The organism is Neolewinella xylanilytica (genome assembly GCF_002934605.1).
Lineage (GTDB): Bacteria > Bacteroidota > Bacteroidia > Chitinophagales > Saprospiraceae > Neolewinella > Neolewinella xylanilytica.
This window is the reverse complement of record NZ_PTJC01000005.1, coordinates 2,177,829-2,196,624: the sequence shown is the minus strand read 5'-3', so window position 1 is coordinate 2,196,624 and position 18,796 is coordinate 2,177,829. Positions and strand designations below refer to the sequence as shown.

Genomic DNA, 18,796 nt, shown 5'->3' with positions numbered 1-18,796 from the left:
CCTTACCGGCACTAGGTCTGCAGCCCATTTGACGCAACGTTAATAATTGCGCACCTTAAGTTAATTCATGCATACCCACATATGCCCCGGGCAAGGATGCGGCTTAGTTACTTTGCCATATAGTTTTCCTGCTCACGGGATGTATAAAACTTGAAATCATGCAAAAAACGTATTCTAAAATTATATTCGGTTTCCTGGTCCTGGTACTCGGTTTACTGAGTACGTCCCTCGCTGCGCAACAGCAGGTTACCGGCCAGGTAACCGATACGGAAGGGGAAGCCCTCATCGGGGTGACCATTATGGTGAAGGGAACCGGTACCGGTTCGGTTACGGACTTCGAAGGCCTGTACGAGATCAGTGCCGCGCCGAGCGATACGCTCGTGTTCTCCTATACTGGCTATGGCGCTACGGAGATCGCCGTCGGCAACCAGGAGGTTATCGATCTGGAAATGTCTTCCGAGGCATCCTTACTGGACGAGGTGGTCGTAGTGGGCTACGGTTCGGTTAAGCGCTCCGACCTGACCGGATCGGTGGCGTCGCTGTCCGGTGAGAAAATCTCCCGTACCCCCTTCACCAACGCCGCCGAGGCCATTACCGGTCGCCTGCCCGGGGTGAACGTACTGACTACGGACGGCTCCCCCGACGCGGAGGTCGTCATCCGGGTGCGGGGCGGCGGCTCCATTACGCAAGACAACTCCCCGCTTTACGTGGTGGACGGTTTTATCGTCAACAGTATCCGCGACGTGCCTCCCACCGATATCGAAAGCATCAGCGTACTGAAGGATGCGGCGGCTACCGCCATCTATGGTGCCCAGGCTTCCAACGGGGTGATCGTGATTACGACCAAGCGCCCGACGGCGGGTCAGATCCGGGTGAACTACAACGGATTCGCCCAGGCCAAGCAACTTCCCGGTGACCGCCGGTACGAGGTACTGTCGCCCTACGAATATGCCCTGGCGAATTACGAATACGCCGCCCTGCGCTCGGAAGCCGACGTGCGGAATTTCGAGCGGTTCTTCGGTAAGTACGACGACCTGGAACTCTACCGGGAAAAGCGGCCGACGGACTGGCAGGAGGAGCTGTTCGGCGATCCCCGGATTTCCCAGTACCACAACCTGAGCATGAGCGGAGGAACCCAAACCACCAAACTCAGCCTAAGCCTCACCCGCAACCAGGACGAGGGCCTGATGATCGGCTCCGGCTTCACCCGGAACGCACTGAACTTCAAGCTGGAGCAGGATATTACCCCCAACCTCATCTTCGAAGCGGGTGCCCGGATCACGAATACCGTGGTCGACGGTGCCGGCACTTCCGGTTCCGCACAGGTTAACATCAAGGACGCCGTACAGACCCGCCCCGTGAACGGCGTGGCCGACGAACTGGATATTGATCTAAACGAAATCAACGAATCCGACGACTTCCAGTCTTTCCTGCGCAGCCTTGTGAATCCCACGGAACTCGTGAAACAGGACTGGCGGGAGCGCACCACCAACGACTACGTCCTCAACGCCGCCCTGGCCTGGAACATCTCCGATAATATCGTGGCTAAGTCGACCTTCACCAACTCGAAGACCTTCGACGAGCGGTTGCGCTTCTTCGGTCCGCTGACCGGTGAATCCTTCAACAACGGCGGCAGCATGCCGCTGGGCGAGAAAAGTACCTTTGAGCGCGATTCCTACCGCTGGTTGAATACCTTCTCCTACCGCCTGGTTTCGCTGAAGAACCAAAACATCGACTTCCTGCTCGGCCACGAAATTTACTCCGACGGTGGTGATGTAGACTTTATCCGCTCCGAGGATTTCCGGCTTTCCATCACCCCCGAGGAACTGTTTGCCAACATGACCTTCGGACGGACGGATCGCCACGAAACGCAGGTGTATACCAACTCGAACCGCCTGTCTTTCTTCGGCCGGGTGAACTACAGCATTCTGGATCGCTACCTGATCACCGGCACCCTGCGCTCGGACGCCTCGAGCAAATTCGCCGAAGGGAACCGGGTGGGTGTTTTCCCGGCGATCGCAGTGGCCTGGAAACTGAACGAGGAAGCATTCCTCAGCGACGTCGACTGGTTGCAGGAACTCAAGCTGCGGGTCAGCTACGGCGAAACCGGAAACGACCGCATCGATGCAACGGCCACCCAGTTCCTCTTCCAGGGATCTACCAACCGCGGCCCGGGTTTCAATAACGAAGATAACGTCTACTACACGCCGACGGGTAGCACGCTGTATAATCCCTTCATCCGGTGGGAAACTACGGTCAACCGGAACCTCGGCCTCGATTTCTCCCTCTTCGACGGGGCCATCTTCGGCGCCCTGGACCTATACCAGAACACGACGCGGGACTTGCTGCTACGCTCGGCCATTCCCTCCAACACCGGCTTTACGACCCAGTGGGACAATATCGGCTCCACCTCGAACGAGGGCGTGGAACTCGGCCTCACCACCTACTTCGTCAACCGACCCGACTTCAGTCTCTCCGGTACGTTCAACGTGGGCTTCAACCGCGCCAAAGTGGTCGACCTGGGTGGACCGGAAGAACGCTTCTTCCAGTCCAACTGGGCGAGTACCGACCTAAAGGATCAAAACGACTACCTGCTGCGCGTTGGCAGCAAGTTGGGCGATATTTACGGCTACGTAAGCGACGGCTACTATACCACCGACGACTTCAGCAGCTACGACCCGGTCGCCAACGAATACATCCTCAAGGACGGTATCGCCAACAGCGGCGGCACGGTGGGCAACACCGAGATCCGCCCCGGATTCATGAAGCTGCGGGACCTCAACGGCGACGGTGAGATCACCAGCGAGGACCGCCGGGTCATCGGCAACGCGCTCCCCGTCAGCCAGGGAGGCTTTGGCTTCAATGCCACCTTCAAAGGCTTCGATGCATCCGTTTTCTTCAACTGGTCATTGGGCAATGACGTCTACAACACCGGCAAAATCCAGTATAACCAGTTCCGCCGCGTGAACTACGGTAATCTGCTCGAGACGATGAGCATCGACAACCGCTTCACGTATCTAGACGTCGATGGATCGTACACCGGCACCCCGGGCGGTATCGTCACCGACCTCGACCAACTGGCCGAGCTAAACGAAGGCAAGGAAATCTGGTCGCACTACAGCTTTGGTATCGCCCAGGCCACCATCACCGACTGGGCGGTGGAAGACGGTTCCTTCCTGCGGCTGAACAACCTGAACATCGGCTATACGCTTCCGACTTCCCTGACCTCTCGGGTAGGCATCTCCAGCCTGCGGGTGTACGTGACTGGTACCAACCTGAAGCTGTGGACCAACTATACGGGCTACGACCCCGAGGTAAGTACTTCGCGCAGTTCGTCCTACGCCGCCCTGACGCCGGGGGTAGACTACTCGTCCTTCCCCCGCAACCGGGCCTACACCTTCGGGATCAACCTCAATTTCTAAAAGCCCTCACAACTAGATCAATCATGCAATTCAACGTAATTCTGGGGGCGATCGCACTCTGTTGCCTCGCCTCCTGCCAGGACTTCCTAGAACCGGAGTCGATATCCACTTTCGATACCGAATACGTTTTCTCCAACGTCGACGACGCACGTAAAGGGGTCAACGCCATTTACGTACCCTTCGGTGACGATGCCTTCCGTTCGCGGCTATCCAATAACATGGCGGCCAATACCGACATCGAGCGGCAGAGCGGCTGGACCAGCTCCGGCGATCGCTACCAGATCTGGGACCTGCAGGCGCTGTCCAGCAACAACGACCTCCGCCGGGTGTGGAACGCCGCCTACCAGGCCATCCGGGATGCCAACATCGCCATCGAGGGAATCGAAGGCGGTGAGGCGATCAATTCAGCGGACGTGGCTACCGTACGGACCATGAACCACCTGCTCGGCGAAGCCTATACCCTGCGTGCCTACTGGTACAGCATGCTGACGTACTACTTCGGCGACGTGCCGAACGTGCGTCAGGCCCCGAAGGCTGGTAACGAATTTTTCCTCGAACGGACCAACCGCAACGAAATCCTGAGCCAGGTCATCGAGGATATGATCGCGGTCGAGGGTAACATGATGTGGGCGGAGGATCTGCCCTACGGCATCGAGCAGGTAAACCGGGAATTCACCCTCGGAATGATCGCGCGAATTGCCCTCCAGCGCGGCGGCTATTACCTCCAGCCCGACCTCACCCAGGCCCGGGAGGGAGACTACCTCGACTACTACCAGATCGCCAAGGATTATACCGAGCGACTTATGAATCTCAAGGATCGGGAGCTACCGCGGGATTTCCGTCAGGTTTTCCTGAACAACTCCAAGTTTATCAGCCCGACCAACAGCGACGTGCTCTTCGAAGTGCCCTTCGCCATCGGTAACGGAGACGTGGGCTGGAACATCGGTATTCGGGTGGACGGGGGCGCCACGGCCGCCCATAACTATGGCTCTGGCAACAATTACCTGGCCATACCACCTACCTATTATTATTCCTTCGACACCGCCGATATCCGGCGTGACGTAACCTGTGCATTCTGGAAGATCAACGTGGATGGCGAGGTGGAAATCACCAACGGGGGCATCACCAACATCGCCCAGGGTAAATGGAGCCGGTGGTTTTTGGACAACCCTCCCGGCGCCTCCACCGCCAAGGGTACCGGCATCAACTGGCCGATGCTTCGCTACGCCGACGTCATCCTGATGCACGCCGAAGCCGAAAACGAACTGAACGGGCCTACCGGCCTGGCCCAGGAATCGCTCAAACGCGTGCGTCGCCGCGCCTTCCGGGAGAATGAGTGGAACGATAAAGTGGATGGCTACGTCTCCACCGTGTCCACCAGCAAGGAAGACTTCTTCGAGGCTATCGTCGATGAGCGCGCCTGGGAGTTCGGCGGCGAGATGATCCGGAAATTCGAGCTGATTCGCTGGGGTAATTACTCCGAAAAAATGGAGGAAACCGTCGAAAACCTGAAAGCGATGGCGGACGCCGCCGTCACCGGCACCGGTAAATATGCTTACCTGCCCGACTACATCTACTGGAAAGTGGACGAGAGCGGTGATTTCGTTGTCCTCAACCCGGATTCCGAAGTAGCCGTACCACCGGACGACTCCTGGAACCGGGAAGCCTGGACGCTTGCCCTAAGCGATGAAATTACCGTATACGACGAGTGGATCCTGAAAGACTGGCGGAACTACATCGACGAAGGCCCCCGGCCGGGCATCGTGCGCTACGTCTTCCCCATACCGGAAGAGGCCATCACCAACAGCCAGGGAACCCTTGCTAACGACGGCTACGAATTCTAACCAACCGCGTCCACACGCGCTAATTAATAAGAATCCATCATGCAATATTATAAACTGACAATGCAGTCGCTACTGCTGCTGATCGGTTGTACGGTCCTGTTCGTTTCCGGCTGTGAGGAGGAGGAGATCTACGAAGAAACCCGACTCTTCCGCCCCGTCCTGCAGGAGCCGCTCGAAAGCGAGCTCAATACGATCATCGTTAACATCGGCAATATTAAGGAGGCCGTTTCCTATACCATCGAGGTGAGCCGCGATTCGTTCGCTACGGTGCTGTATACCTTCGAAACCGACACGAGCTACTTCATCATCGACGAAACGAAAACGGGGGGCGAGCCGCTGCTGTACGCCACGCTCTACCAGGTCCGGGCCACGGCCCACGCCGAAGAAGAGGCGTTCGATAGCCGCCCCTCCGAACTCGGTGACGTACGTACACAGCGTTTCCCTTCCATACTGGCCGTCCCGACTACCGGCGACGTCATCGACACCCAGGTAAGGCTGTTGTGGCAACAGGCCGGGGAGCCGGTCTCCACCGTACGGGTTTTCGCTCGAACCGACGAGCGGTTGACGGATCCACTCTTGGAATACGCCGTGGAGCAGGATTCCGGAATCTACGTCGTGCGCGCCCTCCAGCCGGAAACCGAATACATCATCGGCATTTACAGCGGACCCGACGGGGAAATACTGCGGGGCTACGAGTTCTACACCACGATCGCCAGCGCCATTACCCTGAGCAACCCAACGGTCATCGACCTGAGCAACTCCAGTGATGCGGATACCCTGAACACCGTGATAGCGAACGCCAACGACGGCGACACCATCGTGCTGCAAAAAGGCTTCGTTTACAACTTCCCTTCGGACCCGCTCGACAAATCACTCACCTTCGCTTCCGCCTACGGTTTCGGCAGCGAGCGGCCCGTGATGTTCACTACGGGCAACTGGGACATCGCCGACGGCGCCACGATCGATCACGTCCGCTTCATCGACATCGAGCTGCGCGGGGAGGACCGTAGCGGCGATTACGTCTTCAACCCGAATAAGGATACCCGCACCGTACTGAATAATCTGACCTTCGAAAACTGTCTTATCAGCACGTTCCGGGGCATTATCCGTATCCGCACCCAAATGTTCCTGGGCAACTACACCATCAATAATTCCATCGTCCACGACATCGGCGGATACGGGATTCTGACGACCGACACGGACGGTGTCGGCATGGCTGCCGTTGACAACATCACCCTAACCAACAGTACGTTCTACCGGGTCGAAACGTTCTTCCAGTCTCGTCAGAACGCCCAGTCCGTCCGGATTGACAATTGCACCTTCTACGAAGTCGGCAATGGCGGCGGTGGTATTCTCTTCCGGTGGCGTGGCGAGGAAGGGCTCCTGAGCAACGTGATCAACGGCATTACCATCACCAACTCCATCTGGGGCCCGGGCTGGGACCAGGCAGCAACGGGCGCGACCGACGTCAGTGGAATCAACGATGGACTGGAAAACACCAGCTTCAACATTGTCAATACCTATGCCACCAGCGGATTCACGTTTACGGCGGGATCGGAAATCCCCGGCTTCCCCGCCATTTCGTACAGCGGCACCGCGGAACAGTTGTGGGTAGCTCCCGACGAAGGCAACTTCAACTTCGCGGACACCGGGTTTGCCGGTCGCAACGACGCCGGCGATCCCCGGTGGCGGCCGTTCTAGAGCGGCCCGAATACTTCCCTCAAAAAATTCACCGCATGGTCCACCGTTGGTTCGAACCACGGTTGCAGTAGCCAAAAGCCATGCGGTGAATTTTCGAGGGTGTACACCTTGCTGAACGTATTATATTGATTGAGTTTTTTTATCAGCTCCTCCCTTCCGGCGTGAAACCTAGGGTAGGAGCTGTTTACGAATAAGAAGGGGGGAGTCGCTTCATCCACGTATTCCAGCGGGGACGCTTCCCGCCACCGGGGGTAGTTCAATACGTAATCCCCCAACCAGGCATTGGCCGATTTTCCGCTCCATTCCGGTTCCGCATCGGGATGTACGAAGGAAACGATGCCGTCGATGTTCAGCACGGCCTGTACGTCATCCGAATAGGCGTTTGAAGTACCGGGGGTATCGTAGCGGGACAATTCGTTCGTAGTACCGAGCAGCGAGGCCAGGTGAGCGCCCGCCGAAGCACCGTAGGCGGCGATGCGGCTCGTATCGATCCCGTATTCTTCGGCGTGAGCGCGCATCCAGCGTACGGCTCGTTTCAGATCGCGCACCCCCGCCGGATACGGTGCTTCCGCACTGAGGCGATACTCCGGCGTTACGGTCACGTACCCCTCCGCGGCCAGGCGCTGGGCCATGGGGTGGAGGTTCTCCTTCGATCCGGTCGTCCAGCCGCCACCGTGGATCATCAGTATCCCCGGCCGGAGACCGGCACGGACCTTCGGGTACCAGACGTCCAGGTGTAAATCCCGCCTGGCTTCCACGCTTGCGTAGACCAAGTTGGTATCTTCCCTGACGCCCTCGTAGGAACGGGCATACACCGGCCGCACCGCGGGGTGATCCTTTTTCACCTTTAGGTACGTACTATGGATGGAGTAGGAGGTGTCCCGGGGCGTGTAACCGGATTGCCCATGCCCGACGGCGACCGCCAGCAGTGCCCCGCCGAGCAATAATGACTTCGTTTTCATCCTTCGTGTTGTTAAGGGTAAGGTACGCCCGCAGCGCGGCCGGCTGGCAGGCATGGAGAACCAGCAACGAATGGGCGCCGGAGCGCAGGAACTATACGTTCTTCCTCAAAGCGAACGCATCCAGTTCACCAGTCGCTCGGTCCAGTCGTCCACCGTGGTGGTGTTGTTCAGCCCGAAACCATGGCCGCCGGCCGGGTACAGGTGCATCTCCACCGGCACGCCGTGCGCCAGGCAGCTACTGTAGAAGCGCAGGCTGTTCTCCACCGGTACGGCACGATCGTCGGCGGCGTGCACCAGGAAGGTAGGCGGCGTGGCGGCACTAACCTGTCGATCGGCCGAAAACAGTTCGACCATTCCTTCCGCAGCCGTAGCACCGATCAGGTTATTCCTGGATCCGGCATGGGTAACCGTCGAATCGAAGCTGATCACCGGGTAAATCAGGGCGGCGAAATCCGGACGTACCGAGGTGGTATCCCCTTCGTTCGGGTCGGCATTTCGCTGAAAGCGGGTAGCGGCCGTAGCGGCCAGGTGCCCGCCGGCGGAGAAGCCCATGATACCGATCCGGCCGGGATCCAGCTGGTACCGGTCGGCGTTCTTACGCACCGTCCGGATCGCCTGTTGGGCGTCCATCAGGGGAGCCAGGGACCGGTCTACGTTCGTCGCGTCTTGTGGGATGCGGTACTTGAGCACGAAAGCGGTGATGCTGTCGCGGTTCAGCCGCTCGGCCACCCACACGCCCTCCTTATCGTAGGCCAGGCGGGCGTATCCGCCACCGGGGCAGATGATCACCGCCCTGCCATTCGAATGCTCCGGCAGGTAGGCCGTTAGCTCCGGCACGGCCACGTCATTAAAGGCCCGGCCGCCCTTCTCCCCCCGGTCGACCATCGTTTCCGGATCGGCGGTCTCCCGGGCATTGGGGATGGGTCCGGGGTAAAGCGGCTGGGAATCCTGGGCGGTAATCACGGCCGATAGGATAAGGCAAATGGGAAGAAGGAATTGACGCATGCCACTTATTTTTTCAGGCTTTCGGCTACGGTAGCCTCCATTCCCTTTTTCTCCATGCGGAGCAGGGCCTCCGCCAGGGCTTGCTTCAGGCCGGCGTAGTTACGCAAATCTTGCTCCCAGGCGCGTTCCCAACCCAGTACTTGGTCACTCAGTTGCAGCATCCCGGCTTCGGTGGGTTCGGTATTCTTCCAGGCTTGCTGGAGGAACGCGATGGCCCAGGCATCGTCCTTCAGGGGGATCTCCTGACCGTTGCGATCGCCGCGGTAAAAACGGATCAGGGCCGCCAGGGCGATCACCATCCGGTGGGGCGGATGGCCCTGCTGCTCGACGTAGGCCAGCAGGGAGGGCAGCACCCGGGTCCGGAACTTGGACACGGAGTTGAGGGAAATGCTCAGGAGCTGGTGGTGAATGAAGGGGTTACGGAAACGGTCCAGCACGTCGTCGGCAAATTGCTCCAGGTCCACCTCCGGGAGGGAAAGGATCGGGATGATCTCCTCGAAGAGCAGCTCGCGGATGTAAGCCCCGGTAAGGGCATCTTCGAGCGTCTCCCCCACCGTTTCCTTCCCGCTGAGGTAGCCCACCGGCACCATCGAAGTATGGGCACCGTTCAGGATCGCCACCTTGCTGCGGCGGTAGGGCGTCAGATCGTCGGTGTAGAGGATGTTCAGGCCGATCTTATCCAGTGGCAATTGCTTACGGACGGCGGCGGGGGCCTTGATGGCCAGCAGGTGGTAGGGCTCCCCCTGGGTGACGGCCACGTCTTCGTAACCCGTCCGCTCCTGTACTTCCTGCATTTCATCCGCTCCTACGCCGGGAACGATGCGATCTACCAGGGTACTGCAAAACGTACAATGCTTGTGGACCCAGGCGGTAAAGCCGGAGCCCAGTTTCCATACCTCGGCGTTGCGGATGACGAGGCCCCGCAGCACGCTGCCGTTGTCTTCGATCAATTCCATGGGGATGACTACGCACCCGCGCTCCGGCGCCCCCTTAAAATGCTGAAAGCGGCGGTTCAGCCAGGCGGTTAGCTTGGCGGGAAATTCCGCGGGGGGCCGGTCCGACAAGCGGTCGTCCTCCGAAAAACGGATGCCCGCCTCGGTGGTATTGGAGATGATGTACCGCATGTCCGGGTTCTCCGCGGAGGCCAGGAAGGTGTCCCAATCGGTGTCCATGCTGATGACCCGGCTCACGTTGGTGATCAGCTCCTGGCTGTCGACGAGTTCGCCCTGCTTGATGCCGCGGGTGAGTACGTGGTAGAGGCCGTCCTGAGCGCGCCAGTCGCGGTAAATCTGCCGGTCGGAATTATTGGCGACCAGTACGCCGAGCGGCCGATCGGTGTGCCGGTTGTAAACTTCTACGATCCAGTCGGCGAATCCCCGGAGAAAGTTGCCGCCGCCAAACTGAAGGATGGCTTCCGTGGGTGCCGGGCCGATACCGGCGTTGTTGCGATTAAGTGCTTGCATAGTTCGTGGGTCGGACCGGCTGGCGGCCCGGAGTTTATAAGCTGACGCCCCGCTTCCAGGGGATGAAATCGTCCTGCCCGAGTTGCTCGGACCGGGTACGCCGCTCGCCGCTGGCGATGGAGATCAGTAATTCCAGGAGTTCTTTCCCTTTCGACTCGATGGTGTCCTCGCCGGAGACGACCGTGCCGGCGTTGATGTCGATGATGTCGCCCATGCGCTCGGCCAGGGCGTTGTTACTCGACATCTTCACCGTGGGGGCTACGGGGTTACCGGTGGGCGTGCCCAGTCCGGTGGTGAAGACGATGAGGTTGGCGCCCGAGCCGGCCAGTCCGGTGGTGCTTTCCACATCGTTGCCGGGCGTACACAGCAGGTTCAGCCCCGGGCGGGTGGCCTGCTCCGTATAGTCGAGCACGTCGGTGACCGGCGAGGTGCCGCCCTTCTTGGCCGCCCCGGCGGATTTAATCGCATCCGTGATGAGGCCGTCCTTGATGTTGCCCGGTGAGGGGTTCATCGAGAAGGCCGACCCCACTTCCTCGGCCCGCTTGCTGTAGGTCCGCATCAGGTGGACGAATTTCTCCGCCAGCTCGTCGGTAGTGCAGCGGTTCACCAGCTCCTGTTCCACCCCGTTCAGTTCGGGAAATTCGGACAGGATGGTTTTCCCCCCCAGGGCAACCAGCAGGTCGGAAGCGTAGCCAAGGGCGGGATTGGCCGTGATCCCGGAGAAGCCGTCCGAACCCCCGCACTCCAATCCGAGGGTAAGTTTGCTGATGGGCGCCGGCTTGCGCTCGATGGCGTTAGCCTGCATGAGGCCGGTGAAGGTGACCTTTACCGCCTCGGCGATGAAGTCCCGCTCGGAGCGGCTTTGCTGTTGCTCCAGAATGTACAGCGGCTTTTTGCTGTCGGGAGCGATGCGGTCGATGGCCTCCCGCAGAAAGGAAATCTGGGCGTTCTGGCAGCCCAGACTTAGCACGGTAGCCCCTGCGACGTTGGCGTTGTTCACGTAGCCGGCCAGCAGGCGACAGAGGGCCTCGGAATCCTGGCGGATACCCCCGCAGCCACCCTGGTGGGTCAGGAACTTGATGCCATCCACCCGGGGGAATACCCGGTTACGTTGTATTTCCTCGCCGGATCGCAATACGTCCGTTCGCAGGATATCCTCCGCGCTGGAGCCTTCCCGGTACTGCCGGATGAGGGTATCCACGTCCACGCTGAACTCCCGCTCGGTCACGTAGCCCAGCTTTTCGACCATGGCGGCCTCAATGACGGAGATGTTGCGATTTTCGCAGAAGACGAGCGGGATGACGAGCCAGTAGTTGCGGGTTCCGACGCTGCCGTCTTCCCGGTGGTAGCCCAGGAAGGTCCGGTCGCGAAACGCCGATACGTCCGGTGCGTCCCAGCGGAGGTCACGCTCCCCTACCCCGTAGTCACTGGACGCGTGGACTACGTTCTCGGTGGAGATGCGCGTGCCTTTCGGTACGACCCGCAACGTTTTGGCTACGGTCACGCCGTACATGATGATGGTCTCCCCCTCCTGGAAGTCGCGCTCGGCAAATTTATGCTTAATGGGAATGTCTTCGAGTAGCTGGATGCTCCCGTTGCCGCCAGCAGCGGACTCTCCCGCCCGGAAATCGCGCAGGGCGACGATGACGTTATCTGCCGGATGAATTTTTAGCGTATCGGCCATAAATCAGGGTTCTCGTTGTTCGTCGGCGGCCAGGAGCCCCGGTAAAGGATTCCAGTCGTCCCCGCCGGCCGTGAAGGTAATGGGTTGAATGGGAAGTCCGTCGGCTAAGAAGGGCGCGCTCGGCACGCTGGTCCATTTCGCCCGCTGGCCGGTATGGGAGCGGCCGGACTGCTCTTCCGTAGCGTATTCGTACATGTACGGCGATCGCCCGCCGAGGGAGTCCTTCCAGCCCTCCGGGTCGACCAAAGACTGCCCTTCCGCCCCGGGAAAGGAGGAGGTGTCGATCCGGGTACGGTATAAGACGACCTCGCTGCTGTCGGGCCGCCAGGGCCGTCCGAAGAAGCCCGGCTTGGCTCCGTATGCGGAAGCCGTTTCGACCCCGGGTTGGGGGGATACGATGCGGCACTCGTAGAACAGCATGCCCCGACCGCGCGGATAGTGGGCCGCCGTAATGTACGAGCGGTCGTGCCCGGCGTCGCTCACGTTCAGCATCAGGTCGGTTTGGTAGAAGACGGCGTTCATGCCGCCGAAGAGGTAGTCCACCGCCCCCATCATGACGCCGCGGTAAACGATCACCCGCGCTCCGGCGGCACCGAAGAAGGAGTCCTGGCGGCCTACCACGCGGCACCGGTTCAGCACCGTACGATCGGCTTTTTCCGTCAGGGCGATGGCCGCGGCCCGCTCCACGAACGCCCGGTCCTGCACGTCGGTGTTTCCGAAATCGCGGGGACGTTCTCCCTTACCGCCTTCGGCCCACTGCACGACGCTGTCGCGGGATTCCCGACGGGAGATATACTGGTTGAAGGAGTTTTCGAAGATGACGTGGTCGGCCCGAAAGCCAAAAGTGTCGACGATGACCGTTGCGCTCCAGTACGAGCCGCTGGTGCTACCCACGGTGGGGTTTTCCGCATCCAATTTTCCCCGCCGCAGGTTGGCGGCCAGTGTGTCGGCATCCCAGCGGTGATGGCTCCCCTGGCTGAAGTAGTCGTAGCCGTGCCCGTAGTAGGAGGAGACGCGGACGGCTCCGGGGCCAATGTTGACTCCCCGATTCGTCAGCTCAGTATCCGGGGCGGCGGCGGCGTTGCGGAGCGTCACGTTCGGCACGTCGATGTAGAGCATTTCCTCGTAGTCGCCCGGGTCGATCAGCACCACGATGCGTTCGCCCTCCGCACGATCCAAGTAGCGGGCGGCGTCCAGGGCCGCGTTGATGGATGTATATGCATGTCCGGGTCCAACCCGCAGCACGGTGTCCGCGGGCGGGGAACGGAAAGGTTGGGCGCCGGGCGCGGGTGAAGCATCCGTCACGCCCCCCCGCGCGCTTCCCGGCGAACCGTTTAGCAGGAATAGGGTCAGTAGGATCACGTAACGGATCGGCACCATACGTTCGATGTCAGTTGGGTTTAGCCGGGCGAAGTTTAGCGGCGGTTATTGGTTACGGTAGGCCGCAAGTGCTGCTGCAGCGGAATCTGCTGCTCGGCAATGGCCCGCGCCACCAGCCCCGCCATCGTGCGTGCGCCCTCGGGGGAAAAGTGGGTATTATCCTCCACCCCATCCGGATAGTTGTCGTTTTCTCCCTCGGCCACCCACAGGTAAAGCTTTTTGGATTCGGGATCGCCGAGCTCCGTCACGACTTCCCGACTCAGGCCGGTCATATCAATGAAGGGTACGTTCATTTCCCGGGCGATCCGCTCGGCGGTAGCGGGATACTCGCCGTGGGTGCGCTGCAGTACACCGGCTTCGTCGAAGTGGCGGCGTACGATCGGGCCGAGCACTACCGCCCGCCCGCCCCGCTCCTGGGTTTCCTCAATGTACCGCCGCAGATTCTCGCCGTAGGCCGCCGGGGCGGAATAGCGTGCCGTATCGGGCTTGCCGTCATTATGCCCGAATTGGATAAAGACGTAATCCCCCCGCTCGATCTCGCTCCGCACGGCTTCCCAGAGGCCTTCGTCCCGGAAGGATTTGCTGCTGCGGCCGTTCCTGGCGTGGTTCTCGATTTCGACCCCGGAACGGAAGTATTCGCCAAGCATCTCCCCCCAGCCGGTTTCGGGTCGCTTGTCCTCCTGCTTGTTGGCCGCCGTGGAATCACCGATGAGGTATACCGTGGGCGAGCCGATTCCGAAGGAACGGCAGCCGGACAGCAGGAGAACGGCAAGCACCGCGATGCAGCAGGCCGAAGGATAAAGTTTCTGTGTCATCTTGTCTTGTTTGAGCTACCGAGACAGCACGAGCCGTTCGCTGCGCAGCGCCGTGCCGGAGTGAATGACCACGTGGTAGATTCCCCGGGGCAATGCGGTGACATCGAATTCGTACCCTTTCCCGAAGCGCGGGGCCAGCGGGTTAGCGGGCAATTGCCGCCCGAAAGCGTCGAAGATGCGCAGCCGGGCCGCCGGGGCGAGTTGGTCGTCTACGGAGATCGTAACCGTGGCGGTAGCCGGATTAGGGGAAATGCGCATGGCCGCGGCCGGCAGTACGTCCCGGGTAGCGACGGTGGAGGTGTCGTAAACCACCACTACCCTACCCTGGGTCACGCCTCCCTGGGTGTCGACCAATTCGTAGTCGATCGTTTCCGTGCCGGTGGAAGCGACGGGAGGGATGAAGGTGATCCTATTATCGCGTACGGAGACGATGCCCGAAGGCTGGTTCAGGATGCGGGCGATGCGCAGGTCGCCGCCGTCGGCATCGCTGTCATTGGCGACCGCGTCGATTACGCTCGGAACGATAGCCGCGGTCAGGTCCAGGGTGTCGGTCCCGGCGACCGGGGGCTCGTTCGTCTCCGGGTTGAACGGACCGGCGGCGTTCATGACGTACGCGGGAACTTCTTCGGTAGGCAGAGCGGTGTAGGCGTAAAACTCCCCCGGTACGAAAGCTTGGCCGCCGGTTTCCCTTTCTCCAGTCGTACCATCGTAAATGTTGTTGATGGCTACCAGCTCCGGCTCCCGAATCCCCATGCCTTCGTCTTCAATGACGTGGGGGTTCCTGGTATCCCGGAAGTAGGTGTTCTCGACTACCAGACTGGATTCGAAGCGAGCCGCAGCGGCGTAGGACAAAATACCTTCGTAGTAACTGTTGAGGATGTGCACGTCGCCGAAGCGAATCCGCGGCAAGCGCTGGGTCAAGCCCTTTCCGTACGTTCCGTCAAACCAGCAGTTGAAATAGGTCGTCTTCAGATGGCCCCTACTTTCGACTTGATCGTTGCCGGATCCGATAAGGCTCACCTTATTGTGGTCGCTGAAGCGGCAGTTGGAGATCGTGATGAAGTCAGCGTCCAGCCCGTTGCCACTCCGGATGTCGACTAACCCATCGGCCGCGGAATAGAACCAACAGTGGTCGATCCAGACGTTTTGCCCGTATACGGTGATCGCGTCCGTGCTGTGGTTCTTTCCGTCAAAATCGTCCTCATCGTAGGAATCGCCGATGGAAAGATTCTGAATGATCACGTTATTTCCGACGATCTCCAGGCCACCGTACCGGATCATGGCTTGCGGAGTTGCGCCGATGAGCGTTTTATTGCCGTAGACTTTGATGCGCTCGTAAAGGTTCAGTTCGATGGTGTCGACGATGGTGATGATTTTGGCATCGTTGCCGCGGATCTGGAGGAGCAACCCAGCCCGGTCGGTTACCGTAACCGCCTCGCCGCCGGCCCCGCCGGTGGTTCCGCCGTTAGCGGCCGCCCACCCAACCGGCCCGTCCTGGGCGGCCAGGGGCGGGAAATTCATGAGCAAGCACCACGAAAGGAATAGAAGGAATCGCATAGCATGATTTGACGGGGACCGGATCAACCCGGAGGAAAGGGGTAATTGGGTCACTTGGTAGCCGGCGCCTCTAGCTTTTCACCATTGATGTAGAAGTCGCGGTACTGCAGGTCTTCTACGTCCTCGATCTTATTGCCCTCGGCAACCCCGTCGAAGCGGCAGTCGGTGAGGTGAATGTCTCGGATGGGATGCGCCGCGTCGTAGCCCTCGAGAAGCAGCCCGTAGCGGCTCTTTTTCGATGTCACATTTTCTATGAAGACGTTCCGGACGGTGGGGATGAACGTTTGGGAAGTGTCCGAAAAGATGGCGTATCGCATATTGATGCGCACTACAGCCTCCTTTACTTCCCCCACTTGGATGTTGCGGAAGTATAGATTCTCAATAGTTCCACCGCGCACCTTATTGGTCTTGATACGGATGGCGCGGTCCAGGTTCGGGCTGTCCATGACGCAGTTCTCCGCGTAGATATTTCGCGCACCACCGCTCACTTCGCTACCGATCACCACGCCCCCGTGACCGTCCTTCATCTCGCAGTCCTGTACCACCACGTTTTCGACGGGACGGCCGCTGTTGCGACCGTCCTGGTTACGGCCGGACTTGAGGGCGATACAATCGTCACCGGTATCGAAGTAGCAATTCTTGATGAGGACGTTGCGGCAGCTTTCGGGGTCGCAGCCGTCGCTATTCGGACCGTGACTGATCACGCGCACGTTTTGGATCGTGACGTTTTCACTCAGTACCGGATGGAGGATCCACATTGGGGAATTCCGGATAGTGACCCCGTCGATCAGGATGTTTTTGCAGCGGTAAGGCTGGACGAAATTGGGCCGCAGGTAGCTCACCCCCGAAAAGCGGCGCTCCTCCAGCGGCACCTCGTTGGTATTCCAGGCGTAGAGTTGGGGACGGCTATTTTCGTCCGACTGGCTAGGCATACCTTCCTCCCATCCGTAGCGGTCCGACCCCGACCATGGCCACCAGTTCTCGTTGCTGGCCTGCCCATCGAGGGTACCCGTTCCCGTGAGGGCTATATTTTCCTGTTCGTAGGCGTATACCAGGGCCGAGTAATTATAAGTTTCCACGCCCTCCCAGCGGGTGTGTACGGCGGGCAGGTAGTCGTCGGGGCGGGTGCTGAAGAACAGCGTCGCACCCTCGGAAACGTGGAGGTTGACATTGCTGAGCAGGTTGATCGGACCGTTTACGGTGTACGCCCCCGCCGGTACCAGCACACGGCCACCGCCCGCGGCGTTACAGGCACGGATGGCTTCCGTGATGGCTGGCAGGGCATCGGCAGCGCTATCCGGAGTGGCCCCGTAATCCGTTATGTCGAAGGTTTCGTTTGGGAACTCGGGCGGCTGGATTTCATCCAGAATGGTCTGCATGCCCGCCCACGGGTCCGTTTCGGATGAAGGGACCACCGCACCGTCAGCGGGAGCCTGCTGGCAACCCAAGGCAGCAAGGGAAACAAAGAGAAAAAGGATTCTGTGCATGATCTGAAATGTCGTAAACGGGTAACCGAAAACATTGGCGCCAGGGCAGAACTTCCGCGGATGCGCAGAGCGAAAGTCCGGACGCTGAAAACCGAACGGCTCAAATATACCCGCACCCATTCTTCCCCTTCTATTCCCGAATTATCAATACCCTAGCTGCTTTTAACATTCGCGCGACCGGGCATTTAGGCCCTCCCGGGCCTTATTATATTCGCTCGGACAAAGATGAATACCTTGAAATTTTCGATCGTGCTGCTTTTTCTTCTCACGTTCATGGGTTGCCACGTCGGCCGGCTCACTTCCGCAATGGCGGCCCCGGATTCCACCGACCCGGTGGCCGAACGGATGCTCCTCTACCAGCGAAGTAACGGCGGCTGGCCGCAGGACGACGGTGACGACGTAGCGTACGACGAAGCGCTTACGGAAGCGCAGCGCGCCGCGGTTTTAGCGGATAAATCCCAGGACGATACCACATTCGATGACGAGTCCACCACCCGGGAGATTACTTACCTGTTAGGGGCCCACCAACGAACCGATAACCCGGCTTACCTGAAAGCCGCCAGCATGGGCATCGATTTTATCCTGTCCGCCCAGTACGCCAACGGCGGATTTCCCCAGGAGTACCCCGACACTTCCGGCTACCACGGTCACATTACCTATAATGACAACGTCACGATCGACCTGCTGACGCTGCTCCGTAAGGTCTCCGAGGGAAAAGCCGAATACGCCGCCCTGCCGGCCACTCAGCGGGAAGCCGCCGGTCGCGCGGTTGAAAACGGGATCAACAGCATCCTGGCCACCCAATACGTGCATGCCGGCAAGTTGACGGCCTGGGGAGCACAACACGATCGCAATACGCTGGCTCCGGCCCCGGCGCGCGCCTTCGAGCCGGTCAGCCTGAGCGGAAAGGAAAGCGTAGAGATCGTTCGCTTCCTGATGGAGGTACCGCAGCCCGGTGAGGACATCAGGGAAGCCGTACGGGCAGCGGTCGAGTGGCTGGACGCGGTACGGATCGACGGTTACCGCCAGGACCGCATCGAGGCTCCCGACCAACCCACCGGACGCGATCGGATCATCGTTGCCGATAGCAGCAGCACGATCTGGGGCCGCTTCTACGAGATCGGCACCTGGCGCCCCATTTTCATTGGCCGAGATGGCATCATCAAATACGAATTAAAGGACATCGAAAACGAACGCCGGACGGGCTACGGCTTCTACGGTCACTGGGCTAAGGACCTGATTAAAAAGGAATACCCGAGCTGGGAAGAGCGCATTGCGGGGTGAACACGCTCCGCTGGAAAGCATCACGTTTGATATGTAGACGCGGAGGGTCTCCACCCTGGATGGTGGTATTCGGTCGGGGTGTTCCAAGGTCGAGCGGTCTCCGGAGCTGGGCGATACCCAGGTCATTTCACCGAAAAGCCTGGATGCGCATACCATTTGAAAAGTCCGGAGCTCCGGGCAAAAGTGGCATAC

Annotated in this window: 12 protein-coding genes; 4 read left to right on the top strand and 8 right to left on the bottom strand. The window is 59.9% G+C overall.

Annotated features, from left to right (window positions below; genetic code table 11):
* The first annotated feature begins 158 nt into the window (after positions 1–158).
* From CLV84_RS08510 to CLV84_RS08500, 3 genes are read left to right on the top strand one after another with little or no spacing between them, the layout of a single operon-like run.
* Complete coding sequence (locus tag CLV84_RS08510; RefSeq protein WP_104419287.1) at positions 159–3,422, top strand: SusC/RagA family TonB-linked outer membrane protein; 3,264 nt, start codon at positions 159–161, stop codon at positions 3,420–3,422.
* Between the two features lie 23 nt (positions 3,423–3,445).
* Positions 3,446–5,266, top strand: a complete 1,821-nt coding sequence (locus CLV84_RS08505) for a RagB/SusD family nutrient uptake outer membrane protein (protein WP_104419286.1) — start codon at positions 3,446–3,448, stop codon at positions 5,264–5,266.
* A gap of 39 nt (positions 5,267–5,305) precedes the next feature.
* Positions 5,306–6,967 (top strand): DUF5123 domain-containing protein, encoded by a 1,662-nt coding sequence (locus CLV84_RS08500; RefSeq protein ID WP_104419285.1) that lies wholly within the window; start codon positions 5,306–5,308, stop codon positions 6,965–6,967.
* Here the strand turns inward: CLV84_RS08500 and CLV84_RS08495 are convergent.
* The 8 genes from CLV84_RS08495 to CLV84_RS08460 all read right to left on the bottom strand — a co-directional run bounded on the left by CLV84_RS08495 (position 6,964) and on the right by CLV84_RS08460 (position 17,320).
* Positions 6,964–7,929, bottom strand: coding sequence for an alpha/beta hydrolase (locus CLV84_RS08495; protein ID WP_104419284.1), 966 nt, complete (start codon positions 7,927–7,929; stop codon positions 6,964–6,966). The genes CLV84_RS08500 and CLV84_RS08495 overlap by 4 nt on opposite strands.
* A gap of 105 nt (positions 7,930–8,034) precedes the next feature.
* Positions 8,035–8,934: an alpha/beta hydrolase gene (locus tag CLV84_RS08490; protein WP_104419283.1), complete on the bottom strand. Its 900-nt coding sequence runs from the start codon at positions 8,932–8,934 to the stop codon at positions 8,035–8,037.
* 5 nt (positions 8,935–8,939) lie between these two features.
* Positions 8,940–10,397, bottom strand: a complete 1,458-nt coding sequence (locus CLV84_RS08485; RefSeq protein ID WP_104419282.1) for a tagaturonate reductase — start codon at positions 10,395–10,397, stop codon at positions 8,940–8,942.
* Positions 10,398–10,431: 34 nt separating this feature from the next.
* A complete protein-coding gene (locus tag CLV84_RS08480) occupies positions 10,432–12,081 on the bottom strand; it encodes a UxaA family hydrolase (protein ID WP_104419281.1) in 1,650 nt (549 codons plus the stop codon).
* Positions 12,082–12,084: 3 nt separating this feature from the next.
* Complete coding sequence (locus CLV84_RS08475) at positions 12,085–13,461, bottom strand: pectinesterase family protein (protein ID WP_104419280.1); 1,377 nt, start codon at positions 13,459–13,461, stop codon at positions 12,085–12,087.
* Positions 13,462–13,496: 35 nt separating this feature from the next.
* Positions 13,497–14,276, bottom strand: coding sequence for a rhamnogalacturonan acetylesterase (locus tag CLV84_RS08470; protein WP_104419279.1), 780 nt, complete (start codon positions 14,274–14,276; stop codon positions 13,497–13,499).
* A 15-nt stretch (positions 14,277–14,291) separates the two neighbouring features.
* On the bottom strand, positions 14,292–15,833 hold the full coding sequence (locus tag CLV84_RS08465; RefSeq protein WP_104419278.1) for a pectate lyase family protein: 1,542 nt from the start codon (positions 15,831–15,833) through the stop codon (positions 14,292–14,294).
* Positions 15,834–15,883: 50 nt separating this feature from the next.
* On the bottom strand, positions 15,884–17,320 hold the full coding sequence (locus tag CLV84_RS08460) for a glycoside hydrolase family 28 protein (protein WP_104419277.1): 1,437 nt from the start codon (positions 17,318–17,320) through the stop codon (positions 15,884–15,886).
* 234 nt (positions 17,321–17,554) lie between these two features.
* On the opposite strand from CLV84_RS08460, the gene pelA reads away from it, so the two are divergent.
* Complete coding sequence (gene pelA, locus CLV84_RS08455) at positions 17,555–18,604, top strand: pectate lyase (RefSeq protein WP_211295204.1); 1,050 nt, start codon at positions 17,555–17,557, stop codon at positions 18,602–18,604.
* Positions 18,605–18,796: the final 192 nt, after the last annotated feature.

Bases quoted from the DNA above. Each gene is read 5' to 3' on its own strand.
- CLV84_RS08505 (WP_104419286.1), top strand. From the start codon at position 3,446: ATGCAATTCAACGTAATTCTGGGGGCGATCGCACTCTGTTGCCTCGCC.
- CLV84_RS08485 (WP_104419282.1), bottom strand. From the start codon at position 10,397: ATGCAAGCACTTAATCGCAACAACGCCGGTATCGGCCCGGCACCCACG.
- CLV84_RS08460 (WP_104419277.1), bottom strand. From the start codon at position 17,320: ATGCACAGAATCCTTTTTCTCTTTGTTTCCCTTGCTGCCTTGGGTTGC.
- CLV84_RS08470 (WP_104419279.1), bottom strand. From the start codon at position 14,276: ATGACACAGAAACTTTATCCTTCGGCCTGCTGCATCGCGGTGCTTGCC.
- CLV84_RS08480 (WP_104419281.1), bottom strand. From the start codon at position 12,081: ATGGCCGATACGCTAAAAATTCATCCGGCAGATAACGTCATCGTCGCC.
- CLV84_RS08475 (WP_104419280.1), bottom strand. From the start codon at position 13,461: ATGGTGCCGATCCGTTACGTGATCCTACTGACCCTATTCCTGCTAAAC.
- CLV84_RS08465 (WP_104419278.1), bottom strand. From the start codon at position 15,833: ATGCGATTCCTTCTATTCCTTTCGTGGTGCTTGCTCATGAATTTCCCG.
- CLV84_RS08510 (WP_104419287.1), top strand. From the start codon at position 159: ATGCAAAAAACGTATTCTAAAATTATATTCGGTTTCCTGGTCCTGGTA.
- CLV84_RS08490 (WP_104419283.1), bottom strand. From the start codon at position 8,934: ATGCGTCAATTCCTTCTTCCCATTTGCCTTATCCTATCGGCCGTGATT.
- CLV84_RS08500 (WP_104419285.1), top strand. From the start codon at position 5,306: ATGCAATATTATAAACTGACAATGCAGTCGCTACTGCTGCTGATCGGT.
- CLV84_RS08495 (WP_104419284.1), bottom strand. From the start codon at position 7,929: ATGAAAACGAAGTCATTATTGCTCGGCGGGGCACTGCTGGCGGTCGCC.